The organism is Stieleria varia, from assembly GCF_038443385.1.
GTDB lineage: Bacteria > Planctomycetota > Planctomycetia > Pirellulales > Pirellulaceae > Stieleria > Stieleria varia.
Map to the genome: position 1 here is coordinate 6,189,733 of NZ_CP151726.1, position 26,521 is coordinate 6,216,253.

Here is a 26,521-nt window from a genome sequence, read left to right on the forward strand (position 1 = left end):
CTTGCTACTTCATCACCATTTAGTTTTCTCACTTGGCGAACGGGTCCTTTTGCGGTGCCGTGATGTCACCACGCAAACGGGGCTCGTTCGACGATCGGATCTCGTGCATCCGCCGCATTCTTTCCAACGTCATCATGGATGCGGTATGCACTTCCCGGTTTGCATTGATGGTCAGCAGGCCATCGCCTGCCGATGCAGAATATTCGCCTCCGTTTTGAGTCCATTGATTCGGGCTGATGGATTTCAACAAATAGTCAACGATTCGCGATTCCTTTCCTTCAGTAAACCCCGGAAGTTTGTAGACACGTACGTATTGATATGTCTTTGCGTTTTCGATGGAAGTGATCTGAATCGCCTCATCGCGGATGATGTAGGACATCCCAAGGGGCGGGAGCATCAAATCAAGGGCACTGCGCAGTGTGAACCCCTTGGCATCTATCGTAACCGGAACCTCGAGGTCGGGCTGGGCGGCCTCCATCCATTCTTGGTCGACAATGATTCGAACATTATGTTTGTCTGCCAGCAAAGGGATGATGTCGATCAGTGGCGACTGGATCGCATAAAGGGAAGTTCGCTCGCCAAGCACTTCCTCCAGTCGTGCTTCTGCTTGCACCGAATTAGTGAAGGAGCTCGTATTGACCACTGACGCCTGACTCGGCGAGGTCTGTGGTTCGTCGCCGTGGGTTACCGCAGTCATCATTAGCAAGACGAGCAACCCATTCAGGACAACATTGGAAACGCTAGATGGCATGACATTCTCTCCGGAAAATTGAGTGGTGGTGTCCGCAAGTATCTGATGTTTGCGGGCTACGGTGACTTCGCGTCTTCATTTGTCTTCTCCGCCTTGAAACGCTCGTCGACGATGGGCGTATTGGCTGGCAGTTGAATTCGATTCAGGTCAATGATTTGTCCGTCAACGACCAATTCGATGTAGTTGGTCCATTGCCAGCGCGATCGGGATTCAGCGGGGTAACCTTCGATGGGCGCTTCGGGCGTCTTTGGGTTGTCCCACTGTCCTTTGGGAGGACAATGAACGACAACGCCCGCATGGTCTTTGCCTAGAAAGAAGTTGGGCGATTGCACCAGAAAGATGGGGGCCCCTTCGCTCTTGACTTTCAGGATGAACGGCCAGGCGGCCTCAAACTCTTCTCGAGTCTTGAAGCGCATTGCGAAATGCTGTGCCTCCAACGTCGGGCCGACCAAAGTACGTGATTGCTTGCGCAGTGGTTCCAGTTCACTCGGCCACTCTTTCGGCCAATCTCCCGTCTCGGAAACCGAATAGAGCGCGAAAGCGGTGGAACTCAACGCCAAAAAGGCGAGGACGACAATTGAAACTCTTGTATTGCACATGATGGATACTCCAAATTGGGATCTTGAATTGGTTTGCGAAATCAAGTCGGCTGCTGTTAGTAGGTCTGTCACGGCTTAGTTTTAGGGTAGCAAAACTCGCCAAGAGTTTCGGCAGTAAATCACCGAAAGTCTTGACGACTTTCGCTACGGCCTCAACCCGAACATTCAGTTGTCACGGACCTCAATAAATCTTTTGCAGTTCCCCGCTATTCGTCTTGGCTTGATGGGACGCCTAACTCCGGCAATGATCGTTGTTGCTTCGGTGTCTGCCATTCCTCCAACAAAGCGGCGGCTGCTTCGTGAACCTCCCGATTCGCACTGATGGTCAACCAACCGTCGGTTGCCGAGGCAACATATTCACCTCCAACAAGCCACCAGCTTTCTGGAGTGATTTTCGTCGTCAAGGCCTGAATGACCTGCTCCTCCTGCCCTTTCAATGGCGGCGGCAATTCATGGACTCGTTCGTATTGGTAGGCCTCCGCCCTGTCGATCGAAGTGATGCGGATTTCGTCGTCGCGGACGATGTAGGACATTCCCAGCGGTTCCAGGATGAAGTCGAGTGCCGCTCCCAGCGAAAGGTCGCCCAGGTCTGTGCTGACTGGCTGATTCAAATCCGGCGTTTCATCCTCCAGCCACAACGGGTCGATATCGATTTTTACATCGTGGAATCTGGCAAACTGTTCGGCAACTTCAGCAAGCGGCAACTTCTTGATGGATTTTAACGTTGGCTGCTGAAGCATCTTGTGAATCTTGTCTTCTACCTGTGTTCTTCGAGTCGCTCGGTAGGGGCGATATTTGTGAAGAGTTGCCTCGTCGGTCGGTGAACCCGCGTCCGAGACGCCCGCCGATGGCTGATAGGCTCGATCCAGTAGCTGCTCAAACTTGCTCTGTTCTCGTGGTAAACGCTCGTGTGAGGCGCCGAGTCCGCCAAGTCTCACGTTGTCAAAGTTCTTCATCATCTCCACCCTGATTTGTTCCCACAATTCCTGTTCATGAGGCGTTTTCGGACGCGAGGTAAGGAGAACGTCGCGAATCTTCAGCCATGGGACGGCGTCCTTGTCCCCGAAGCGGATTTCCCAGACATCAAATACGTTTCCCTCACTGATATAACGCGAGGAATAGGACAGTTGATGTCCTGGCTGAAACGTTTGCGTGTCAATGATCTCCTGCAGCTCATTGCGTGTTCCTGCGTTACCCTTGTTCTGATCAATCCAATTTCGTAGCGAGCAACGACTTCATCAGTCGTGAGCTCCTGTTGCTTGCGTCCAACCTCGCTTTGACGTGCCATTCGATTGAATGCGGCGACTGCGTCATTAACTGATGCGACTTGCTTTGCCGTAAGGAAACCGAATTGCCCGGTGATCCGTGATTCGAATTTTGCTGACCGGTTATCCTGTGAGGCGCCAGCGGAGGACAACCGAGGCTCTCCCATCGTCGAGTTGTCCAGTCGCAATTGAAAGCCGTTTTTAAGCTCCGCATCGAGCTTCGCCTGTGGCTCATCCTGCGTCAGTGTATCTGCGGGAACCGGAGTGTGGCGATCTCCGATACGAAGGGTGCGGATGGGGTCGCTGTACCACAGCGACCCAATTAAGTATTCAGGTTTGCGCGGCACAAACAGTCGAGCGTCCCAGTAGTCGGATTCGTCACGTGCCACCAACTTATAGGAATCCAGCCGGCAATCATGGAGAACGCTTCGCAGCACTCGATTGACCGCGTTGGAATGATCGTCTTCCTTCATTACCCCGTCAGCCAGGATCGTCAGATGACGCTGGCCGAGAATCTGCTCCATCGCTGTCGCGGAATGCCACTCCACCTTCAGTGGAATCGTGACGTACTCGCCTTCTTCCTGTGGCACCGCCTGAACCCGCTCCACACCTCCGAGTTCAGCCTCTGCTGAAGCTGGCTTTTTTGGAGCATCGATTTCGTCCATCGCCGCTTGAATCTGCTCGGCGAGAGCCTTCGCGTCGATGTTTCCTGTGATCGTCAACTTGTTTCCGATCGGCGTAAGTACTCTGGGGGCGCTCAGGACCTTGCGGTCGAACGTGATCACCATGTATCCACTGGTTCCTTGCTCACTCAGTTTCGTTGTTGCCTCCAGAAAACGCGCACCGGCTTCTTCGGTCAACGTCATGGTAACGATGTCACCTCCGGACGGATTGTTCGGATCGGTGGTGGCGGTGACTTCGATGATGTCGGCTTCGGTCAACACCGATTCTTTGTCGGACTGAATCATTAACAATGGGCCGCCGGGAACCTGATAAGTCTCTGGTCCCGCGGCCACTTCTGGCTCGTCCTCAGGAACCGCGACGGCTCCATGAATCCGCAATCGCCGGACCAGCAGCGGCTCGACGGGCTGGCCATCGGAGATCGTCAGCAGGTTGCGAATGGTCTGCTCGTCGTTATCGTTGGCGAGGAACTTGACCGTGCCATCAGCGAATGCAGCATGCACGCCTTGCTCGAACCAGCCACCGAACTTGGGCAGCGGTTGATCAGCCGAGTATTCGATGTCGTCGGGCTTCGTCCATGGGACGTCGCGTTTCGCTTCGATCACTGCGATGCAGTTGGACGTTCCGTCGAGCATGTCCCTGAAGGACGCCCCATGCTGTTTCCAGAATACGGTGGCTTCGGGCGTGTATTGTTCGAAGTGAGCTTGCAATGTGGCAGGATCATCATCACCAATGTATGCGCTCTCATCCAAGTCATTCGGACCGCCGTCCCGCTGGTCCCGCATTTCTTGAAGCTGTGCCGCCCGTTTGGAGATGTCGTCTGAAACGACTCCAAAGTAGGACGTGTTGGTCGAATCAGCTTTGTCCAGCGGCGAGCGATAAACGTCGGGCATCTTCGCGAGTAGTCCCTTGTTATGCTCGCTATTCCAGGGTTCATCGAAATGATACTGGTCATAAAGCTCCTGATGTCCCAACAGCGGCAACAGTTCGACTCGCCAGCTATGCGGCGGCCCACCCCTGCCGTCTTTGCCGCTGATCGTTCCCGGAGGAAGTTGCCCGTGCACTTCGTGATAGTGATGCAGTGCATTGATGATGTGAGTCAGGTTGTTGACGGTTTCTCGGCGCAGGGAAACGGAGAATTGGTTCGCAGAAGGGGCAACGGCACCTCCGGCGGAATCAGTAACCTGCCCAGCCGAATCCTTTGGATTCGTCCCGCCGAGCGTCGCGGCAAAATCACCGTCTTGGAATTTTTCGTCGACGAAGTAGTCATCCAGCAGGATGATGTTCATGGCGGCGTCGAGCTTGGTTCCGCCGAAGCGATCGACTTTGCTTCGCCACGATGCAATGTCTTGTTTCGCAAGTTGGCTGAGTCGCTTTTGATACTTGATGGCCAGATCCTGCGCGATGGAAGATTCGGCCATGCCAGACGCAAGTGACAGATCGGTGGTTCCGCTTGACAGCTCGTGAATTTCATCATCAAACAACGCGTCAACGGAAATCAAAACCAGTGGCACCGCATAGCTGGGGCCACCGTCGAACACTTCTCGATCATTCTGCCCGATTGTTTCCTTCATCAAGGATTCAAACGCGTTCTTCCACGCCTCAACCTCCGATGGGTTCAATGACTGCAGTTGTTTGAACAATCGGCTCGCAGTATTCGTGTTCCAATCACCGTCTTCGAACAGGACACCCATACGATTGACGATGTATGTCCGGCATGCCTGGCGTGCCATCTCGCCGTTCAGTTTGTCACCCGTGACCCGCTCTAACTCGACAAGCCACTTGTCCAGTTCCCCATCAGGTACTGCCTCCAAACGTCTTGTTAGTTCGGCGCCCATGGCAACGCTAATTGGATCGCCGGATGGAATAACAGGCGCGCCTCCGGGCGGTTTGATCTCTTGAAGATTCTTTCGCAGGCGTCCGTAGGGCCAATCGCCCAGGGCACTTGCTACCGGGGCAACTTTTACGATTCGGACAACATCGTTTCCACCTCGCTGCAACGTGACAGAGTCGTCGTCGAGCGCCAGCCCGTCGATCTGGCCGCCGATCTCGATTTTGTAATTCCCCGCCGCGATGCGAACGGACTTGCCAGATTTTGAGACAGTCAGTTCTTCGACAACGTCTTTGCCCTGGACAACGCGAATCGGAACGTCGTCGGCCTCGCTTTCAATGCGCAGCGTGCCCTTGTTCCACTGAAGGACGATCAGGACGCCGGCAAGTAGAAGAATCGGCAGAAAGCAAGTTGCAAGGAACTTGGACGACCAGCCACGCTTCGACCCACTTGAATTTGGTTCAGCGACCGACTGAGGGAGTCGATCTGCATAGCGTCGGACCGCCGCGTTTGCGGTCGTGACCGGAGTCAGTATTGACGATAGGGGTGTTAGCAACTGGGTCCGCACTGTGTCTCCATCGCGATAGCGGATCGATAGAAAATCCATCCGCGCCGGATGCGTTAAACGTGAGTAATGTCCAATCGAGACTTCTTCAATGCACAATAACGGGATCTTTTGATGCAGGCCGCTGTTGAACGTCCACTCGATTGAATCATTATTCAGACGCACCTTACCGCGTTCCAGGAACGGCCAGACGTGGCGACCGAAGAAGCTGCGCTGATGGTCCGGACTGGAGAATACGCACTTGGCCCATTGCGAAAGATCGGTTGTCACCACGCCGCTGGTATGATCTTCGGGTATCATCGGCAATTCAAACTGCAAGGGTTGCTGAACATGAGCCACGCATTTTTCGAGCAGCTCCGCGACTTCCTTGGCAGAATCGAACCGATCATCGGCATCTTTGGCCATCAGTTTCTGAATGATCGCACACAACCAGTCGGGGATATCGGGATTGGTCTCGCGGATCGGTCGGGGATGCTTGTCGGTGATTAGACGCAGTACACTGAAGCTCGATTCGGCCCGAAACGGTGGGTGCCCTGTACACATCGCGTACAGAACGCTGCCCAGAGAGAACAAGTCACTGCGATGATCGATCTTCTCGGCCCTCGCTTGCTCGGGCGACATGTATTGCGGCGTCCCGGCGATCACGCCGCTGCAAGTCATCGAGGCATCGTCAACGGCGCGGGCGAGCCCAAAGTCCGTGATGGTGACGCGTTCGACGCCTTGTTCCATCAGTATGTTGCCGGGCTTGATGTCACGGTGGACGAGGCCCTGATCATGCGCGGCGGCCAAACCGGCGGCGACCTGAGCAGCGATACGCAGAATATCGACCAATGGCAAGGGACCTTCGGCGTCGATTCGTTTCTGTAGCGACTGGCCACGCACATACGGCATCACCAAATAGGGCAACGCTTGTTCGTTGGAGACACCATGAATCGCGATCACGTTGGGATGCAGCACGGCAGCGGCCGCTTTCGCTTCCCTTGCAAAACGCTGGCGAGCCGATCCGCTGGCCGCCAGATGCGGAGCCATCACCTTGACCGCCACCACGCGATCGAGCGATTGATCGCGAGCCTTCAGCACGACGCCCATCCCACCGCTGCCGATTGCACCAGTGACTTCATAGCCGCCAATTCGACCGAGCGAGTCGGGGTCGTCGGTGGGCGAAAGCTGCGACAAGACCAACTCGATCTGCGCGTCGCGCGAGCGAGTGACTGAAAACTCGGCTTCATGTGCCTGAGCGACCGGTTCACCGAGAAAGACGCTGGCTTCGCGCCATGCGGAGGCTTCAGCAACTTGCTGCTCAAGTGCTAGACCGCACGATTCGCATTCGTCCAGATGCGAAGTGAGTTCCCGCTCAGCCTGGTCGCTCAGTTCTCCACGCACAAACGACGAAAGTCGATTCGGATCACAAACTTGCTGATTCATGCTTCTGATGCCTCCAGTTCGGCAATCACGTCACGCAGTCGCTGCATGATTCGGCAGCGAGCCGTGTAGATGGTTCCAAGAGATTTTCCGAGTTGATCTGCCGCCGCCCGATTGCTTTGCCCGTCGATGACGGTCAGCTCGAACGCACGCCAAGTGTCGGGCTGGACATCACTGCGAACGATCTTCGCGGCTTGCTGGTAAAGCTGGCGACGATATTCCCAATCGATCAGCGATTCCGTCTCCGGATCAGTCTGCTGAAACTGAGCCAACAATTGCTGAACCGACGACCCACCCGCTGCCGGGTCTTTTGGGCCACGAGACAACGCATTGACGATCGCATTGCGAGTGACTCTGGCCAGCCAATGACGAAATCGCGTGGCCCCGTCCCGCTTCTCCCAATCACCAATTGCCGAAGCCACCGCCAACAGGACCTGCTGTGCAAGATCCTGAGCATCAGCGTCCTGTAACCCGCGAGCGACGGCGGTGCGAAAGATCACCGGTCGATAAATCGAGACAAACTGCTCCCACGCCGCCCGGTCTTCCGGGTTCTTGACCTGAACAATCAGGCTTTCGCGTGTTTCTGGGAACTGTGTCATACGGTGCGATCGGCTGCTGTGGCAAAGCGAACATTCTACCCGACAGCAGTTAAACACATGATTTCGCCATCCTTACACGAAAATGGCAAAGAAGTTTTCGCATCGTCGATCGACTGACTGAGTCCGGCTCGACGGTACAGCGTATTTTGTCATACACAGCATGACCTACGGTTCGTTCGTTTTCGACTTGGAAAGTCGAACGACAATCGTCGCTCCTCATTCAAGCCGGTTTGATGCGGCGGTAGGCATCGCAGAGTAAGCGAACGGCTTGTGTGATCTCCTCGTCGGTGGTGAACTTTCCGATCCCGAATCGAACGCTTCTGCGTGCCTCGGATTCCGTCAATCCGATCCCCGTCAACACGTGGCTTGGGTTCGCATCCACACTGCTGCACGCCGAGCCGCTGCTGAAACACACATCGGGCGCCGCAGCCATCCACGACTCGCCTTCCACATCCGGTAATCGCACATTCAAGTTCCCAGCCAAACGCTGCGGGGATTCCAGTGAGATGCCGTTGAGTACAAGCCCTTCAATACACTCCAACAACTTGCCACAAAAAACTTTGCGAAGCTGTCTGATTCGAGCGTCGGACTCGCTCATCTCCGACACAGCAATTTCCAAAGCAGTTGTCAACGCGACGATGGATGCCGGAGCAAGCGTTCCGCTACGCAGATTGCGTTGCTGACCACCACCCACGATCTGCGGACGCAAACGGACACGCCGATTCCCGTTTCCCACGACGAGAATTCCAATTCCCTTTGGCCCATAGAACTTGTGCGCCGAAGCGCTGAGCAAATCGACATCGACGGACTTCATGTCCACGGGCAAACGACCAACGGCTTGCGTGGCATCGCTGTGCAACAGGGCACCTGCTTGATGACACAAATGAGCGATCTGTTGCATCGGGCTGATCGTTCCGATCTCATTATTGGCCCACATCACCGAAACCAGCGCCGTGTCCTCATCGATTGCTCCAGCCAACGCATCCAGGTCCACACATCCGGCCAGCTCGTGATCCTGTGGATAGGCTGGTACGCGTGTGACACGCCATCCGTTTTGCTCGATCTCGGCAACCACATCCAGTACGGCGTGATGTTCTGTGAAGCAGGTGATCAGGTGACGACGTTTTTGCCGCGGGTGACCACAGATTCCACGGATCGCCAGGTTGTTGCTCTCAGTCGCACCACTGGTCCACAGGATGGATTCAGCCGGGCACCCAAGATGCCTCGCCACACATGCTGCCGAACGCGCGACCACGTCCGCCGCAACACGCCCCGCCGAATGCGACGTGCTGTGTGGGTTCCCGAACGACTGCGTCAACCAAGGCAGCATCGCGTCAACGACCCGTTGATCGCAAGGCGTCGTGGCATGGTGGTCCAGATAGATCATTTCACGAGTACAACGCGGCAACGGCCAGTTGGCTCCATGTCTCCAAACTCTCCGACTGGGATTTCAGTTCATCGACGGCGACGAAGCCACCTTCGGCCAAATCGGCTTCGTTGCTGGCCACGTGCGGAGCCGTCAAGACGAATCGATGCACCACACCCAAGTGAACTTTGCCGACATCGTTGGACGGATCGTAGATCAATCCTTCGACCGTGTGGGTGTACTCCGCATCCAACTGGATTTCTTCGGCCAGTTCGCGTTGCATTCCGGTTTCGTACGTGTCGCCTTCTCCTTCGGCGTCTTCGGCGCTGATGTGCCCGCCAATCCCGACACTTCGCTTCGCGTGCAACCGCTTCTCACCTGAACCGCCACCACGTGTGTACGCAAAGAGATTCAATCTTCCTTGCTCATCGGTCCACTCCAACAACACGTAGGGAATCAACTGCTTGAAGGTCGGGTCCGTTTCCATCTTGCTGCGTGGCTGGAACGACAATTGGTCAGATTTCAGTATCGGGCCGAGATACTTAGCCGTATCGGCCTCGAATCCTTCGAAATACCCGATCTCGTTCACCACCGATTCTGGCACGACCAACACGTGTTCTTCGTCTTTACTCACTTCGATTTCCCTGGGATTCAACGGGGGCATTTATCGCGTCGCCAATCTCAGGCAGACAACGTACTGATCGCCACGAAGCAACAGTCTATCACCGATGACAATCGGTGCCGACCAGCAGGGGTAGCTTAGCGCGGGACGAATCTTGGCGTCCTTGTCGTCGCTTTGTTGCGCCGGTTCTGCCATGTCCCAAGCCGCGATCACGTCCAGCCCCTTCGGGTTCGGCTTGATCACTTGCAATTGTCCGCCCTCGTCCCAAACCAACAAATGGTCGTTCACTTGTGCAACCGACGATCGCGTCCGACGATTGTCAACCCACATGACTTCTCCGGTCGACCACTTTACGCATCGAAAATCGCTGTCGGGTCCATTGCGTCCGCTGCACCCGTACAGATACCCATCGATCAGTGCAGGTGTTGACCAATGACATCGCATCGATTGCAAACGGCGATTACGTTGCGGATCCTGCCAGACGACTTCGACGCCTGTCGGTTTCGCAGACAGCAAAACGCTGCCGATCTCGTAGCACTCACTGATGAAGACTTGAGCTCCATCGACGACGGGCACCATCGCATTGACGCTTTCCAGAATTCTCGCGCGGTGGTAATGCGTCCACAGCACGCGACCGTCCGTTGGGTCCAGAGCCAAAAGATGGTCGCGAGCAAAGTACAGCACAACCGTTTTGCCATCGATTTGCATCGTTCGTGGACTACTGTAACTCGACAAGTCGCCACCGCTGGCCCAAAGTTGCTTTCCGTTGTTGCGGTCAAAGGCCACGAGGGCCGATCCGGCCGGTGAAACTCGGTCCAAACGTCCCGGCGCAATACTCGCGTCTTCTGGTGGACTACCACCGACCGGCACAATCAACGAGTCGCCGACGACAAGCGGCGAGCTGCCGACACCGAAAAAGTTTTGAACGACACTGAACCTTTTGTTCGTATCCACGCTCCATACCGTTTCACCGTCCGAGATTTTCCGACAGCACAAAATCCCCGTCACCCCAAACGTATAAACGTGTTCGCCCGCGAGCGTTGGGGTGCTTCGGGGACCGGCTTCGTATCCCAGCATGTCTCGGTATTGAAACGGCGTCGAGGATTGCCAAAGGGTTTCGCCGGTATCCAAGTCGACGCAGCGGAGGCGTTCGACGGTTTCTCCCGATTGAACATCAGCGTCAAATTGGTAATACCGATTGTCAGCGGCGGCCCCCATCCCGTAGCCTTCACCCACCGGCAGCGACCATAGAAATTCCGGCGTCTGGCTCCAATCATACTGTAGCCCGCCGGTCACGGCCGCATTGTCAAAATTGGCCCCCAAGAATCGAGGCCATGAGAGCTGCTGCGTGGGCTCCTCGGCGAATGCAGCAGGGGTAATCCCCGATACCGGGGACAACGCCAACCACAGCCAAATCGTGCTCGAAAACAAGAGAACCGGGCGTAATGAACTGAATGTGAAAGGATTCTGGGGCATGATCTCTGATAATGTGAACAACGGATTCCGCGACGCCGGCGTACGGTTTCTGTTGACTTGGTCTCCGCACACCAGTTGACCCCATGAATGTAACGCAACTTGGCCGACCACGTGATCCGTGGCCGTCCCTGCCCTTTGAAAGTGATCCACTGAGCCGATCCCATGTCTGACCTACGCGTCAATGCACGACTGACGATCCCTGAGCGTGAAATCACGCTTTCTGCCGTCCGCAGTAGCGGTCCAGGAGGGCAAAACGTCAACAAAGTGAATTCAAAGGTGACGCTTCGCTGGTCGCCGGCGAACTGTGAATCCCTCAGCGGACCTTGGCGAGATCGGTTCGTCACCCGATTCGCGAACCGAATCAATCGCGAAGGCGAGCTGGTGCTGCACAGTGACAAGTATCGAGACCAACCGCGGAACATGGCGGACGTTCGCCAGAAGCTGGTCGAGATGTTGCTGGAGTGCCAGGCACCACCCAAATCCAGAAAACCCACCCGGCCGACTTTGGGGTCCAAGCGTCGAAAACGAGATGCGAAAGAGAAGCAATCGCAAAAGAAGCAAGCCCGCCGCACGGACTTCCGCCGAGACGGTTGACTCCTCAATCAGCCCCTCAGCTTGCCCGACAGCGATCCACTAATCGGACCAATCAGTCCATTCGTTGAATCCAGACCAAAAACCGTTTCAGGTTGATCACACTCTTGGTTGCCTGTCGTTGTGGTTGAGCAAAGTTTCAGGCGACGTGAAGACCAGCGTCTCATGTCTGTCCAGCAACGCAATCGATTTGGCCGACCCAAATGTCACTCACCACCGAGCTAATCAGCGATTCATCACAGCTTGATAAGGCGACGATTGATTGTTGGAACTCGCTTGCCGCCAACCCCTTGCAACGTTGGGAATGGCTCGGCAGTTGGTGGCACGCCTATCAAGGCCAACACACCCTGTACGTCCTGCTGGTCAAACGCGGAGACGAGATCGTTGGAATAGCTCCCTGGTGCATGGAAAACCGTATCAGCACCGGACGAACGGTCGTGTTTTTGGGTTCGGGCAAAGCCTGCACGGACCACCTGTCACTGCTGTGTCGCCCTGGCGATATCGAGCCCGTCTGCAACGCTCTTGCTCAGTGGCTCAACGAAACCGCCCTCGGGGAGTCCATCAAAATGCCGCGTGAACTGACTTGGGATGCGATCGAATTGATCGGCGGTGACGAATCCGACGAGCGACTGAATGTCTTTGCCAATCAGATCGAGCGAACCGGGCTAACCGTCAAACGCACTGCTGGTGACGGTTGCTACGTCATCGACCTCCCCGAGCAGTGGGAGCAGTATGTTGCGCAAAGATCCAAGAGTGGACGCCGAGAACTTCGCCAGTCGATCAAGAACGTAGACGACGGCACGGTAGTCATTCATACCGTCCAAAACGAAGCAGAGCTTGAGCAGTACTGGGATGACTTCGTCGACCTCCATCAACGTCGACGACACGCATCGGGAACGACGGGATGCTTTGATCACCCGCCGTTCGATCAATTCATTCGACGCGCCGCCTCGGAAATGCTGAAGTCTGGGATGCTGAGAATGGCCGTCGCCATACATGACGACACCCCCATCGCAGCAATGTTTGCCATCACGGATGCTGAATCATTGTACTTCTATCAGTCCGGAATGAATCCCGACGAAGCCAAACTGCGTCCCGGCAGCACGCTGTTCTGCGAGGGTATTCGAAACAGTATCAACGAAGGACGCGTGCGCTTTGACATGATGCGTGGTGACGAAAGCTACAAATTGCGATGGCGCGCTCAACTGCACCCCTCTCAAGAAATTCGCATCTGTAGTCCGCGTGCTTCCGCTCAGATCCGCAATCAAGTCTACTCCATCGGAATCTCGTTCAAGAACCTGATCAAGTCCGGACTTGCTACGTTTCAACCGTCCGGAGAGTTGCCTTGAGCAGGCTCAGTAGTAGCTGCCGCAAGCTCGCTCTGCGAGCCTACTACCACGGAACCGCTCCGTTCAGGTCGCGAATGCGCGATCGACTGGCCGCGGAAGGTCGCGTACCCGTTTGCGTGCTGTTCTATCATCGGGTCGCCGACACACATCCGAACTCTTGGTCGATGACCAATGCTCAGTTCAAACAGCAGATTCATTGGCTGCAGAAGCATGCTGAAATTGTTCCCCTGTCCGAAGTACAGCGTCGAATAGAAAGCGGCCACAATGATCGCATCGCCGTCGCGATCACTTTTGACGACGGATACGCCGACAATTGCGATCAAGCCATCCCGTATCTGATCGAGAATAAGATTCCAGCGACTTACTTCGTAACGCACGATTCGGTGGTCAACCAGCGATCGTTTCCCCAAGACATTGCGGAAGGAATCCCGCTGAGGCCGAACACGCTCGATCAGATTCGCGAAATGGCAGGAAGCGGGATCGAAATTGGCGCCCACACACGCACTCATTGCAACGTTGCCGCAATCACCGATCCGGCCGTCTTGGTCGATGAAATCGTGACCGCCAGCCGAGAATTGAGCGACCTGATTGGACAGCCGATCAAGTACTTTGCGTTCCCCTACGGCACGCCGAACACCATGTCCGCCGAGGCGGTACGACTGGCCAAGCAAGCCGGCATGCAGGGCGTCTGTTCCGCGTTTGGTGCTTACAACTGGCCCGGGCAAGATCCGTATCACATCCGCAGAATCCACGGCGACCCGCAGTTCATTCGTCTCAAGAATTGGTTGACCCTGGACCGCCGTAAATTCTCAGTCGGTGTCGACTTTCAATTTACCCCAACCGATCTATCACTGCCGCCAGTCATCGCACCCATCACAACCGCCCCCGGCACGATCACTCCTGCGGCGGGATCGCTGAGCTGACCGTGCCCAACCCGCGATAGGGGGATTCGCCAGAATTCCCTGCACGCTTTCTGTTCTCCACTCCGGCGTCCCGACCTACTTGAAATCGAGCAGACATCTCGGCGACAGCCCTCGTTTCCACCTCTGACAGCCACGGCGAGAAAATGCCTGCAAACAAAAATGAGAGTTGGTAAGAAAACCTATCGCCACTACTCACCTCTGAGTTCACCGCGGACGAGACCAACCGAGCGAATGCGGGGTCGGAGTGCGTTGCCTAGACTCTATACCGCAAACATCTGGCAAAAGCCGGGCAGGATCAATTAACGTAAATAGAAACCATCTACCTGCAACGGAGCATCAGTGGTGTGAAGATGTAATTCGTGCAACAGCTTCATCCCAACCTTTTCCGACCATTTGTCGGTTGGACTTGTGGGAAGTTCCAAAGGCACCAAGCCGATGCTCGCCTCACGATCGCCCGGCGTAAACAACCATCCGAGTCCGTCCGCACGTGGAGTCATTTCCGCCAGTCGTTTGGGAGAGAACGCCTGCTTCACTCGCGCAACTTCTTGCCGCAGGTCAGTGACTGAGCCTAATTCATGAGGACGCCGTATGCCCAATACCTCGCAGAGCAAAATAACCCGAAGACTGTCATAGTGAAAAAATCTTGTCGTGATTGGTTCGGATTCAAGAGAAGTATGCGACTCGATATCGTCAATCACTGCTTGAATGCATTGCCCCTGACCTGGCAATGTTCTTGAGTCAACGACAAACATGCGACTCCACATGACAAAAGCGAGATAGCGTCTCATAAACGTCGCATCCTTCATGCATGCATGAAGGATTGACTTCGACATTGATTCCGCAGAAATTGAATTGCGGATGTCCGAAGCACGAATGTATTGCGGAAGAACTAGTCCTTCAGTGGCAACAATAGATGCCAAGAATGCGTACTCATCGCTTGGTCGAGATAACGCTAGAACCGGAAGTGCATGGTCGATACGCTCACTCAGTTTGAGCCTCTGCAGTGAAGCGTAGGAATCGGCGGAAATGAATTGCTCATCTCTCAGATCATCGGCTAGACCTGATACCAACGCGTCCAAGTCCTGAGAACAAGCGATTTGCATCGTTGAACTAGCGATAAACGCAACGGCTACCATCCCTCGAATCATATCGTAACTCCCGTACCACTCACGAAGTCTCTACGACCGCAGTTTAGCAGTCCTGGAGCCTGGGGTCAGCCTCTTTCTCAGAGATTCTGCCATGAGTCGAGGGACTTGAGTGCGTCGATGTACGCTACTCCGAGATCACTGTTCCATGCCAAACCCGCAGAGTCAACTCATTGAGCAACCTAGTTGTCGCGCGGTGATGCCGTTTTACGAAGCACGGTGAAAAACCGACGGTGGTTTCGATGGGTTGGTTTCAGCATGGAGTTCCAGAAAACGACCTTGCAATCCGGAAACTTCTTGAGCGATGGGCGGAAGATCAGCATAAGACCCGCGTCTTGAGGGGCGATGAACACCTGCAAACATCTAGGGACAGAGCCCCCTGCCCGGCATCATCACTCCTGCGGCGGGATCGCCGAGCTGACCGGCCATCCAAGAGCCCACTGCAGTTGGAACTGCGATTGATTGTGGTCCACGACCGCTTGCAAGTAATTTAACCGTGATCGTTCCAATGCCTGAACCGACAGCAAGGCTTCCAGCGGTAACCCTTGACCGTCTTTGATTCGCTCTAAGTTGCGTCGATGAGAATCTTCCGCCGACTGGATGCCTTGCTGGGCGATCTGTATCCGTTGTTCACGTAGTTGCACCAACTTGTACGCCTCCGTCACTTCCCTCGCCACGCTGTCCATCACCCTCAGCTTCTCGAACTTAGCTTGCTGGACACGCGACGAAGCGATTCTTCGCGCGGCGTTCTCGCCCATGCCGAGATTGCGAATCTCCCAGGACATCATCGCGTCCAAATCATAACGACCGTCGACGTCGTCGAGCTGAGTCCCCAAGCCTCCGCCAAAGCCGCCCGTGCTGAAGCCGAGCACGACGCTGGGAACCAACGGAGCGAACTTCTCTCGTCGAAACGCTTCACAGGCCGCAGCCACCAATGCCTGCGATTCTTTCAACTCCGGTCGAGTGACCAATGCCGTTGCCACAAGACTGGACTTGTCGGTCTCCAACGCAACCATTCCGATCGGGATCGCTGCGACATCCAAAGGAACGATTTCGAAATCACCGTCCAAGCTGAGCGACTCGGCCAACCGCGCTGACGCAACCGCGGCACGCTCACGCGATTCCATCATCCGCGTGTCGAGCAAGGCGACCTCGGTCCGCATTCGCTCCGCGTCCGCCCGCAAACCCTCGCCTGCTTCGGCGAAGTCCTGGGTCAACTCACGCAACTGCTCGGTCCGGGAGCGAGATTCTTGCAGGATGCTGATCTCCTGGTGGGCGGCAACCAAGCTGGTGTAGTCTTGCGCAACACGCAGCAGTTGAGTGTTGATCACGCCTCTAGCTGCATGGCTTCTCGCCCAAGCCGTTGTGCGGAGTGCTTGGGGTTGAAAGATCGCATCGGCAAGGTGAAACCTGGCCACGATCCCCGGACGTGGCGTCGTCCCCGCGCCTGTCGCGCCAGCGCCGAGTCCATACTGAAAAGAGTTCCGATTGACATCGACGATTCGACCATCGCTGGCTTGATAGTTTCCATCATGTTTGTGAAAGCTGAACCCGGTTTGGATGGACGGCAACCACATCACACGTGCTTGGTCCAGCCGCGCGTAGGCCTCTTGCACACGCCACTGAGCGAGACCGACTGCGGGGTGGTCACTGCCGACCATCGCTAAAGCCGACGGCAGATTCAGATCGATCGTTTCCGGAGCCAATGGCATCGCAGCGTGCGGCATGTCGACTTCGGCCATCGGTCCATCCGCCAACAGCTGCGAAAGGCTGCTTTCACCCGACGGATCCACCAGTTCCAACGGATCCTCTTGATAGGACGCCAGCTTGCCGAGCAACGGTTGAGGCTCTGAGGATTCGGTCTGCTCGGTCAGTTGAACGGTGTAGCTACGTCCGTTGATCGATAAAACACCACTGGCAGGCTCGTTTCTTGGGTCGTCCGTTGCCTTCGACACGTCCGTTTTGGAAGGCAGTCGATAGCCGACAGGCCGAACCTCAGCGTCTCGAGAAACGACGCTCGGGCGCGAAGCACTGGGCGCTGATGCAACGCGAGGCTCCACCACCGCCGACGATGTCGCGGGTTCAGCCGGTGGAGCGGGGGCGGTGGTCGGCGCGGAATGAGCGTCCGACGAGTGCGTTACCGAACGAGGAGTGCCCGCGCATCCGATGCATCCGAGCAAACCGATCAGCAAAATCCTGTGGGGCATCCTGCCCTCCTATCTTGCGGTTTTCATGGCCTTACGTGCGTCGCAGCGAACGCACAGGCCCTACCGATCATGCTTCGGCACCCGTTCGGCCCGGTATTGATGGTACCCGGGCCATTGAAGGGTCAATTCATGCATTCAACCTGTACCGAATGATCCCTATGCCAACTATGCTGCAACTGGCAGTCGGCGATTCTCGGCTGCTGGTAATGATTACTCCGCCTCGCATGATTCTGACATCGTTAGAACGTATGAAATACAACCGCCGTCCGTCATCACTGGCCCCCCTGTTGGCCTGCTTGGTCGCCGCGTTTTCTGGTTGCGACCAACGACCACCGTCATCCCCGCCACGGACCGTCCAGGCCACTCCCGTGAACACCGTGCTGGTGGAGGAACAACAGGTTCGGCGGACCTCCCTGCAACCTGCGACCATCGCCGCCTACTACCAGGCCGAAATCCATGCCAGGGCAACCGGCTACATCTCGGAGGTCAAAGCCGACATTGGGGACTATGTAGCCAAGGATGCCCCATTGGCGATCATCGCGATCCCTGAAATCGATTCTCAACGCGCCGTGTTGTTGGCGAAAATCAACCGTCTGCAAGCGATGGAAAAGCAAACGCAAGCGGGGGTGGCATTGGCCGACGCACGGGTCAAATCGGTCGAGGCTCGATTGGTCGAAGCGCGGTCGATGATGGATCAGGCAGCGGCCTCGCTCGCTGCCGCGGAAGCAGAGTTAAGCAGAACGCAAGACCTCGTCCAACGACAGTCGCTGCAAAATCGCATGTTGGACGAAGCCCGAATGAAGCGTGACTCGGAAACGGCTCGCAAAAAGGCGATGGACTCGTCGATCGACTCCGCAGCAGCCGAAGTGCTGGTCGCGAAAGCGCAGAAAGAAGCCGCCGAGGCCGACTTGGTGACCGCGCAAGCAGAAACGTCGATCGCACAAAAAGAACTTGAGCAGCTCGACGTGCTGATCGACTTCGCCATCGTCAAAGCCCCATTCGCAGGTTTCATCACACAACGCAACGCCGAACCGGGGGCATTGGTCGGAAACGATGCCAACGATTCAACTTCGCTGTTCGTGATCAGCCAAATCGACACCGTTCGTGTTCAGTTTCATGTTCCAGAATCGGACGCGCCGCTGGTCAACCAAGGCGACGCGGTAACGTTGACACTGCCTTCATTCTCCTCCCAAGTTCCCATCCAAACGACCGTCACGCGCGTCGGTCATTCCCTGGACCCGAGCACACGACTCATGCTGGTGGAGTGTGAATTGCTGAATCCGGAAAACAAACTGCTGCCAGGAATGTTTGGACAGGCAACGGTGGAGCTGTCCAGCGAAGTCGCAGCGAACATGTTGCCGGCCAGAGCGGTTCGTTTTAGCGAGTCCGGAGACGCCTACGTGTACACCATCGGGGACGATGACGCCGTCTCCGTCATTCCCGTCACAACGGGATTGGACGACGGCAGCTCCATTGAGATTGTTTCAGGGCTTACCAAAGGACAACGAGTCGTCGACGCCCACCTCAAGCGTTTTCAAGATGGTCAAAAGGTAACGATTCTGAATCGCTGATCGCGACCTTCCCTCTGCCACTGGTCGCTTCAGGAAAACGGCGACCATCTCCCCGAGTTGTCTCAAACAATAACTACCATCGCTTAGGCCTCTTGATGAGACTGATTGAATTCTCGTTGCAGAATCGGTTTGCCGTACTGGCTGCCACGATCGCACTATGCGTGTTGGGTGCGGCAGTGATTCCGGGGATCACGATCGATATCCTGCCCGACTTTAAGAAACCCGTCGTGGTGAGTTTCTTTTCCTATCCGGGGCTGCCCACGCTGGACATGGAAAAGTCCGTCAGCTCTCGCGTCGAACGTGCGTTGACCTTGGCCGGAAAGATCGAGCATCAAGAATCCAGGACGGTACCCGGCGCCGCTGTGATCAAGGTTTTCTTTCAACCCGGTGCCGATGCCAGCTCGGCGATGAACGACATCGTCAATCTGGAGGCAAGCGACATGTTTCACTTGCCGCCTGGGATTGAATGGCCATTCACACTGCGTAGCGAACCCGCCAACTTGCCCGTCGTGCTGGCCGCGATCTCGGGCGAAGGACTGAGCGAATCGAAACTTTATTCAATCGGCTATTACGCGGTACGCAACAAAATGGGCGGGCTGCAGGGCGTGCAAATCCCGCACCCCTTTGGCGGCAAATTCCGTCAAATGATGGTGTACGTGGATCCGATCAAGCTGCAGGCTCACAACGTCAGTGCGACCGATGTCGTCACGGCCATGCAGAAATCCAATCTGGTCCTTGCCGCAGGTTCCGCACGAATGGGCGGAATGGACTATCAAGTCCACCCACGAAACACGTTGCCGACCGTTGAGGAGATCGAAGAAATCCCGATCACGGTTCGAGATGACAAGCCCGTGTTTATCCGCGATGTCGGACGCGTCGTAGACGACGCCGCGTTGCAGTACAACATCGTTCGTGTCAATGGAAAGCGAAGCGTCTATTGCCCGCTGCTGAGAGAACCGGGCGAGAACACCATCGAAGTCGTCGATCGGATCTTTGAAGGAATCAGTGCCGAGATTCCGAAGATGAAAGAGCGCGGCGACATTCCCGAGGAGACCGAAGTCACGTTGGTTTCTGACCAGTCGCGATACATTCGCACGGCGATGTCGAACCTGTTTTCCCAGATCGGTTTGGGAGCTCTGCTGGTTGCGATCGTCGTGCTCGTCTTCCTCAGGCGTTTTCTGCCCACGGTGATCATCGTCGCGACGATCGTTTTTGCAGTCCTGATCGGTGCCCTGGGTTTCGCTTTCACCGGCCAAACGATCAACGTCATGACGCTTGGTGGCATTGCGCTTGCCATCGGAACCGTGGTCGATGCCGGAATCGTCGTGGTGGAAAACATCTTGCGTCATCAACGGATGGGCAAATCGGCACTGGTCGCCGCTCGCGAAGGCACACACGAAGTCTCCGGGGCGATTCTCGCCGGCACCGCGACCACCCTAGCTGTGTTTCTGCCGGCGATTTTCCTGACCGGGATGATCAAGTACTTGTTCGCTCCCTTGGCGTTGGCGGCAACCTTGACCATTGGTGCCTCCTATCTGTTGGCGTTGACCGTTGTCCCCGCATTCTGTGCGACTTTCTTGAAAACGAAGAAAACGTCGGACGAACCCAACGGTGATACCTCGTCAAAACACGAACAGCCTCGTGGTGTCTACGGAAGGTTTCTCAGTGGTCTGTTGGCTGTTCCCGTTCTGGTCACTCTATTGATCGTCGGTGGCGCGGCCGCTTCTTTCTTGCTGTGGCCACGGATCGGCACCGAGTTGTTTCCCGAAGTGGATTCGGGGTCGTTCGAGATTCGCCTGAAGACTCTGCCAGGAACGGAGCTTGAGAAAACAGAAGCGTTGGTGGCAAGAATCGAGGCTTCCGTTGCCGAAGTGATTCCGTCGTCGGAAATCGAGGCTTTGATCGCAAACATCGGTCTACCCGTCGGCAAAGGCGCCGGATTCTCGACCGTGCTGAGTTCCAACTCGGGACCCGATACCGCCTATCTGATCGTGAATCTGAAACAAGAAGGCCGTTCAACCAGTACGCGAGAGTACATCTCACGACTGCGTGAGCGGTTTGCCAGCGAGTACCCGATGGAGGAGTTTCTGTTCGTCGCAGGCGGCATCGTGAACATGGCTCTCAATGAAGGTGTTCCCACCCCGATCAGTGTGCAGGTTTCCGCGGGAACATTGGACCAATGCCGCGATGCAGCCGAACGCCTGGTTGAGGCGATCAAACCGATCCCAGGAACAGCGGATGTCCAAGTCGCGCAGTCAATGGACTATCCGCAGTTTGATGTCCAAGTTGATCGCACGCGGGCGAAGTACTTGGGTGTGGATCAGGAGGAAGTCGCACAAACGGTGCTGACTGCGTTGGGCTCCAGTGTCGGTTATGCCCCTACCATTTGGATCGACCCCAAGAGCGGCGTCGACTTCTTCATGGGGGTTCAGTACGAATCGAACGAGTTTCAGTCGCTCGATGAACTTCGCAACATCCCGATCTCGGTCAACAGCACGGACGGACCGGTCACGATGCCACTTTCAAACATCGCAACGATCAAACGCGTCAATATTCCAGGAGAAATTGCCCACTACAACATTTCGCGTGTCAACGACGTCCACGTCAACATCGCCGGCCGTGACCTTGGATCCGTCGCAGCAGATATTGAACGCGTTGTCTCCGAAATGGAGTTCGAAAACGGCGTCAGCGTGACCTTGCGAGGTCCGGTAGAGAAGATGCAATCGGGCATGACGCTGCTTGGTGCCGGCATTGCGGTGGCATTCTTGCTGGTCTACCTCGTCCTGATGGCACAATTTCGATCGTTCGTCGATCCGTTGATCATCATGTTGTCGGTTCCACTGGGTATCGGTGGAGTGCTGATCGTGTTGTACCTGACCGACACGACGCTCAACATCCAATCGTTGATGGGCACATTGATGATGGTGGGAGTGGTGGTGAACAACGCCATCTTGTTGGTCGAATTTGCCAATCGACGTCGCATCGAAGGAGAAACGCCGAGAGACGCCGCCCTGCACGCGGCCCAAGTTCGCTTGCGTCCCATTCTGATGACGTCACTGACACTGGTCGCCTCGATGATCCCATTGTCATTCCAGTTGGCACCGGGGAACGAAGCCATGTTGCCGCTGGCGCGTGCGTTGTTGGGAGGAATGGTATTCTCAACCGTCCTGACGTTGATTTTGGTGCCGTGCGTGTACTCGCTCGTCCACCGAAAGCATATGGCAGTGTGATGAGAGGGTGCATCGAATCCCAAACGGCTCAGTTTATCTCAGCGTGTGACGCTACCAAACGCCGTGAGCCGCGACGCGTAAGCGGCCGGGTCTGTCGCACTGCCCGGTGACTTCAGAAGCCAGCCAATGAACGCTGCACGGTGCATTACGGCCCACGGCTCACCCTTGCGTTCTAAGCGTTGATTAAGTCAGCAGTCTCCTGCGCCGTTGAAGGTGACAGCCGATTTAGTGAGCCGCAAGGCGCTAGCCGCGGGCCTCGTAGTGATAACACATCCCTTCGAGGCCCGTGGCTAGCGCCATCGGCTCACATCAAGAACGAAACGCACTCAATCAGCTGTGTCGTTCCTTGGGTGAAGGCGACAGCTGACGAGAAATAGTTCATGGACAACACCAAAGTTAGAACCGCTCAGGCTTCGTCAGGTTTGTTGAGGCCTGACTCGGATTCTGCGTCTGTATCTGCTTCCTCATCCGTTTCGAGTTGCGGAGATGCGGAAGAGCGTGGATGGGCATCTCGCGAGGTTGGCGGCGGGAAATCCGAAGATAGCGCATCTGGAGATCGACCGTCAACTTTAGGTTGCGGCTGTAAACGATTTTCATCCGCCGAATCATACCTATCGCCAGCGTCGAGCGATGGAGCTCGCGACAGTGGGACTACTTGATGGTGAGGCTGTGAATTTGTCGGTTGGTTCCATCTGTTTCCCTGGTTGTCGCCATTCTGAAAAGCTGCCGAAGGAATGAACACTGGAGCTGGGAATCGGCTCGCGGGAGTTGTCGAACCGTTGGGATAGGTTGCAGGGTCTTGGAGCGGGTTCCACTGGTAGGGATCTGGTGTTCGCGTTAGCTCATTCATCCTACGAGCGATGATCTTGTCTCGGGCTTGTTCCCGCCCTGCCTGTGTCTCCTGAAGCTTTTTCAGTCGATCGGCAATTTCGTCGATACGTTTTTGCTGTTCCGCATGCAAGACATCGAACTGCTCGCCGAGCAGCTTTTCCATCTCGGCAATCAGTGTCTCTTTCTCGTTCTGCGATTCATCACCTGCGGCCTGTTCCAGTTGGGCGATTTCAACCCCCAATTGATTCAAGCGTTCGACGTGCGGCAATGTTTCGACAACGTACGTCTTTGTATAAACCGTAAAGGTATAGGGTTGATCTTGATACGAGGTCTCCGTCACTTGCCGTGCCTTGCCATTGTCCATCACGGTTCGAGTGACTGATACGGGTACTCGCCGAACCACGGTTTGCTGAACCGGTTTCACCACCACCTTGGTGTAGGAGTTTGGATCCGCCGACGGATATTGGAGAGGGTTGGGCAGACCGGATTGTGTAGTGAGCGCACGAAATCCAGTATCACGTCCAGCACTAAGCAACCTAGGTGCATATGCATCACGCTGCATTCCCGGCAGGGAACCGTTAGGTTCAGACCACTCTGAGGATTCATCGGGAATAATTGCTGGATTGTTGGTGGCTTGCGACAACGGCCGCCAGGATTCAACAGTTTGAGCCCATGCTGAGTCGGGAGAACGATTTGCCAAATAACCCCATGCAATGATCGCAGTGGCGGCGCATGCTGATCCGATCACCACGCGGCGGATCCATGGTCGTGAACGTTCAATCATCTGATTTAACTCCAGTCGGGGAAGGGGGCTGGACCTGAAGCATTTGCTCGAGGTCCGTGAGTGACTCATCCATGTCTTGGGCGATTTGTTCAAACGAACTCCATCGCCAGTTGGTATCCAGTGGCAAAGTCGTCGGTTTTTTCGGCTTTGACGCTACGATTTCTGTGTCCGCGGAGTCAGTAGGCAAGGAAGCATCGACTTGCTTGGTGGGAAACCACGCAGCGACAGCACCGACAAGCAGTGCCGTCATCAGCAGTGCCACGATGACGAACCGGTGTCTGTTTCGAGATGGATTCTCTGTCTGTAAGACTCGAGGCAATTCGTTTGCGGTTGGACGACGCAGATGCAGTTGGACTTCGTGCAGCAGGTCGTACGCTTGCGAAGCATTTTCCAGCCGTCGACTGGGATCCTTTTCCAAAAACATCGCGACCAATCGGTCAAACCAACCCGGCAGCTCGTCACGTAGATCCGAAGGCGGCGTTGCATCGGCATCGGCGATCTTTCTCAGCACAGCGACCGGCGACTCGGCGCGAAACGGAGGGCGTCCGGTGGCCATGGCGTAGAGCACGCTGCCGAGACTGAACAAGTCACTGCGATGATCGGCCCGTTCTCCCGTTGCCTGTTCCGGACTCATGTACTGTGGTGTTCCGGCGATCATTCCACTGACCGTGACGGTCGCGTCATCCAAGGCTCTTGCCAACCCGAAATCACTGATGATCACCCGAGGGCTATTCTCTTCAAGCAAAACGTTTCCCGGTTTGATGTCGCGATGGATCACACCGTTTGCGTGAGCGGCGGCCAATCCGTCAGCAATCTGCACACCAATCGCGATCACGTCGTCCAGCGGCAGGGGGCCATCGCGATCAATTCGTTGCTGCAGGTTTCCACCAGAAACGAGCGGCATGACCAGGTAGGGTACGTCGGTTTCATCGTTGATCCCGTAGATCGGCATGATGGCCGTATGAACGACGGCAGCGACCGCACGGGACTCACGTGCGAAACGCTGTCGTGCGGTTCCGAGTCCTGACAAGTGTGGTGCGAGCAGTTTAATGGCGACGGGACGATTGAGTTTCGGGTCGACGGCACTGACAACGACACCCATTCCACCAGTTCCGATCACACGATGGATTTCGTATCGATCCAGCAGTCCCAAACAGTTTGCCGGTCCAGGTTGCAGGAAGCCACGCAACCAAGTTTCTGATGGCGTGTGAGCATCCGTGCGGTGTCGTAGGGGCGATTGTTCGGCATGGTTGATCGGTCCACTATCGAGCAATACGGTGCGAGTATGACTCCACAAACTGGCTTCGCCCGCAATCGACTCCAGAGCCACGCGACATTTCGAACAAACATCCAAATGATGATGGGCATCCGTGGCTTCGGATTCCGCGAGCGTTTCATCGAGCAACTGCTCCAGCGTTTGCGTGCTGCAATGCTGGTCGGGATTCGTTGCCCGCTGGATTCGATTGGAATGAAAAGCGACCATGATTACTCCGATGTTGCGGTATCGATGAACCGGCGAATGCGTTTCAGCACTCGGCACTTGGCGATGTAAACAGCACCGACTGTCAGCCCCAATTCCATCGCGACGTCGTCCGCCGGTCGGTCATTGACGGAGGTCTCCCAGAATGCAGTCCAGGTCGAATGGCTGACCATCGATTTGACCTGCGATGCCGCATGTCGAAACCTTTGCTCTCGATGTTCGTTGTCAAATTCGACTTCGATCGATGGTTCACTCTCCCCCGAGTCATCGAGACTCAGAGTCGGCGACTGCGGCCTGATCGTGGACGGTGCGGGCAGTTCTGAAAAGACTCCGTGCGAGTCTCCACCGACCGCTTTGACATCCTGCGCGTATCGCCGAAAACGATCGATCGCCACGCGACGAGTGGTTTGGCTGAGCCAACCGCGAAAGGAACCGTCGGCAGCGGGATCGAACCGATCGATGGCTTGGGCGATCCTCAATAGCACTTCTTGGACGATCTCACTGGCATCGGCGTCTTGCAGGTTGCGACGGATGGCCAGCCGATAGATGACCGGTTCGTAGATCGCCAGGAACTCACTCCAAGCATCATGATTTCCGCGATCTCGCAATCGCAGCATCAGGCTCGGACGTGTAATGGGATCGGCGGCGGACAATGGAATCGACGTTGAAAGGGGCCAACGGATACGCGAAGGATCGCATGGAGATTGTTTCTATGCGATTACACGTAACCGGGTACGCGATTCTTTCACGTCAGAGGAAAGATTGCGGATTTTTTGTTGAACTCCAAGTGCATCTTCCGCTCTTGAGTTTGGCGTTCACCGCTTTGGAGATTGCGTCCGGTTCCCGAGCAGAGGCGTGAGAACCGGACGCTATCGAGAACGTCCTGCTTTGGTAGAAGAATCTTCGACAAAATACCAGTTCGACGCGCAAGTGAGCGACTGGAGGTGCGTTCAAAACAATCATGGCTCCCCTCTCCCCCAAATCCTGGCGAGCCTAAGCGAGCCAGGATTTGGGGGAGAGGGGCTGGGGGTGAGGGGGCAACGTGTACTGAAAAGTTTGCTTGGCGAAGAGTAGGTTTGAGATACCTCGCAGATAATTTCATAGTAAATCAGATCATTAGTTTCGATCGGTTTCAGCCCCTCACCCCCAGCCCCTCTCCCCACAAAGTAAGGCAAGCAGCACTTGCCTTACTTTGTGGGGAGAGGGGAGCCATGTTCTGTGACGTCGACCTTA

At 55.8% G+C, this 26,521-nt stretch carries 18 protein-coding genes; 5 read left to right on the plus strand and 13 right to left on the minus strand.

Features of this window, described 5'->3' with window-relative positions; genetic code table 11:
• Positions 1-28 precede the first annotated feature (28 nt).
• The 8 genes from Pla52nx_RS20990 to Pla52nx_RS21025 all read right to left on the minus strand — a co-directional run bounded on the left by Pla52nx_RS20990 (position 29) and on the right by Pla52nx_RS21025 (position 11,177).
• Positions 29-751 carry a hypothetical protein gene (locus Pla52nx_RS20990; protein ID WP_146520815.1) on the minus strand — a complete coding sequence of 241 codons (723 nt, stop codon included), beginning with the start codon at positions 749-751 and terminating at the stop codon, positions 29-31.
• A gap of 56 nt (positions 752-807) precedes the next feature.
• On the minus strand, positions 808-1,350 hold the full coding sequence (locus Pla52nx_RS20995; RefSeq protein ID WP_146520814.1) for a hypothetical protein: 543 nt from the start codon (positions 1,348-1,350) through the stop codon (positions 808-810).
• Positions 1,351-1,556: 206 nt separating this feature from the next.
• The gene (locus tag Pla52nx_RS21000) at positions 1,557-2,309 is read right to left on the minus strand and encodes an STN domain-containing protein (RefSeq protein WP_197454696.1); all 753 of its coding nucleotides are present in this window, start codon (positions 2,307-2,309) and stop codon (positions 1,557-1,559) included.
• A 77-nt stretch (positions 2,310-2,386) separates the two neighbouring features.
• Entirely contained in the window at positions 2,387-7,117 is a 4,731-nt protein-coding gene (locus tag Pla52nx_RS21005) for a protein kinase domain-containing protein (RefSeq protein WP_146520812.1), read from the minus strand.
• Entirely contained in the window at positions 7,114-7,713 is a 600-nt protein-coding gene (locus Pla52nx_RS21010) for an RNA polymerase sigma factor (protein ID WP_146520811.1), read from the minus strand. Before Pla52nx_RS21010 ends, Pla52nx_RS21005 begins: the two co-directional genes overlap by 4 nt.
• Before the next feature lie 220 nt (positions 7,714-7,933).
• Positions 7,934-9,121 carry a cysteine desulfurase family protein gene (locus Pla52nx_RS21015; RefSeq protein ID WP_231742061.1) on the minus strand — a complete coding sequence of 396 codons (1,188 nt, stop codon included), beginning with the start codon at positions 9,119-9,121 and terminating at the stop codon, positions 7,934-7,936.
• The gene (locus Pla52nx_RS21020) at positions 9,102-9,713 is read right to left on the minus strand and encodes an NUDIX domain-containing protein (RefSeq protein ID WP_231742060.1); all 612 of its coding nucleotides are present in this window, start codon (positions 9,711-9,713) and stop codon (positions 9,102-9,104) included. The genes Pla52nx_RS21015 and Pla52nx_RS21020 overlap by 20 nt, the downstream gene beginning before the upstream one ends.
• Positions 9,714-9,743: 30 nt before the next feature.
• On the minus strand, positions 9,744-11,177 hold the full coding sequence (locus Pla52nx_RS21025) for a PQQ-binding-like beta-propeller repeat protein (protein WP_146520809.1): 1,434 nt from the start codon (positions 11,175-11,177) through the stop codon (positions 9,744-9,746).
• 162 nt (positions 11,178-11,339) lie between these two features.
• Here Pla52nx_RS21025 and arfB point away from each other — a divergent pair, with 162 nt between their 5' ends.
• The 3 genes from arfB (at position 11,340) to Pla52nx_RS21040 (ending at position 14,040) form a co-directional block, all read left to right on the plus strand.
• On the plus strand, positions 11,340-11,771 hold the full coding sequence (gene arfB / locus Pla52nx_RS21030; protein WP_146520808.1) for an alternative ribosome rescue aminoacyl-tRNA hydrolase ArfB: 432 nt from the start codon (positions 11,340-11,342) through the stop codon (positions 11,769-11,771).
• Between the two features lie 200 nt (positions 11,772-11,971).
• Complete coding sequence (locus Pla52nx_RS21035; protein WP_146520807.1) at positions 11,972-13,117, plus strand: GNAT family N-acetyltransferase; 1,146 nt, start codon at positions 11,972-11,974, stop codon at positions 13,115-13,117.
• Entirely contained in the window at positions 13,114-14,040 is a 927-nt protein-coding gene (locus Pla52nx_RS21040) for a polysaccharide deacetylase family protein (protein WP_146520806.1), read from the plus strand. The genes Pla52nx_RS21035 and Pla52nx_RS21040 overlap by 4 nt, the downstream gene beginning before the upstream one ends.
• 299 nt (positions 14,041-14,339) lie before the next feature.
• Here Pla52nx_RS21040 and Pla52nx_RS21045 read toward each other — a convergent pair whose 3' ends face one another.
• The gene (locus tag Pla52nx_RS21045) at positions 14,340-15,188 is read right to left on the minus strand and encodes a hypothetical protein (RefSeq protein WP_146520805.1); all 849 of its coding nucleotides are present in this window, start codon (positions 15,186-15,188) and stop codon (positions 14,340-14,342) included.
• A gap of 389 nt (positions 15,189-15,577) precedes the next feature.
• Positions 15,578-17,392 carry a TolC family protein gene (locus Pla52nx_RS21050; RefSeq protein ID WP_146520804.1) on the minus strand — a complete coding sequence of 605 codons (1,815 nt, stop codon included), beginning with the start codon at positions 17,390-17,392 and terminating at the stop codon, positions 15,578-15,580.
• A gap of 158 nt (positions 17,393-17,550) precedes the next feature.
• Here Pla52nx_RS21050 and Pla52nx_RS21055 point away from each other — a divergent pair, with 158 nt between their 5' ends.
• The gene (locus tag Pla52nx_RS21055) at positions 17,551-18,963 is read left to right on the plus strand and encodes an efflux RND transporter periplasmic adaptor subunit (RefSeq protein WP_197454693.1); all 1,413 of its coding nucleotides are present in this window, start codon (positions 17,551-17,553) and stop codon (positions 18,961-18,963) included.
• Between the two features lie 95 nt (positions 18,964-19,058).
• Complete coding sequence (locus tag Pla52nx_RS21060) at positions 19,059-22,193, plus strand: efflux RND transporter permease subunit (protein ID WP_146520803.1); 3,135 nt, start codon at positions 19,059-19,061, stop codon at positions 22,191-22,193.
• A 406-nt stretch (positions 22,194-22,599) separates the two neighbouring features.
• On the opposite strand, the gene Pla52nx_RS21065 is transcribed toward Pla52nx_RS21060, so the two are convergent.
• The 3 genes from Pla52nx_RS21065 to Pla52nx_RS21075 are packed head-to-tail and all read right to left on the minus strand — an operon-like array spanning position 22,600 to position 25,905.
• Positions 22,600-23,808 carry a hypothetical protein gene (locus tag Pla52nx_RS21065; protein ID WP_146520802.1) on the minus strand — a complete coding sequence of 403 codons (1,209 nt, stop codon included), beginning with the start codon at positions 23,806-23,808 and terminating at the stop codon, positions 22,600-22,602.
• Complete coding sequence (locus Pla52nx_RS21070; protein WP_146520801.1) at positions 23,801-25,291, minus strand: serine/threonine-protein kinase; 1,491 nt, start codon at positions 25,289-25,291, stop codon at positions 23,801-23,803. Before Pla52nx_RS21070 ends, Pla52nx_RS21065 begins: the two co-directional genes overlap by 8 nt.
• Positions 25,292-25,293: 2 nt before the next feature.
• Positions 25,294-25,905, minus strand: a complete 612-nt coding sequence (locus Pla52nx_RS21075; protein WP_146520800.1) for a sigma-70 family RNA polymerase sigma factor — start codon at positions 25,903-25,905, stop codon at positions 25,294-25,296.
• Between the last annotated feature and the right edge of the window lie 616 nt (positions 25,906-26,521).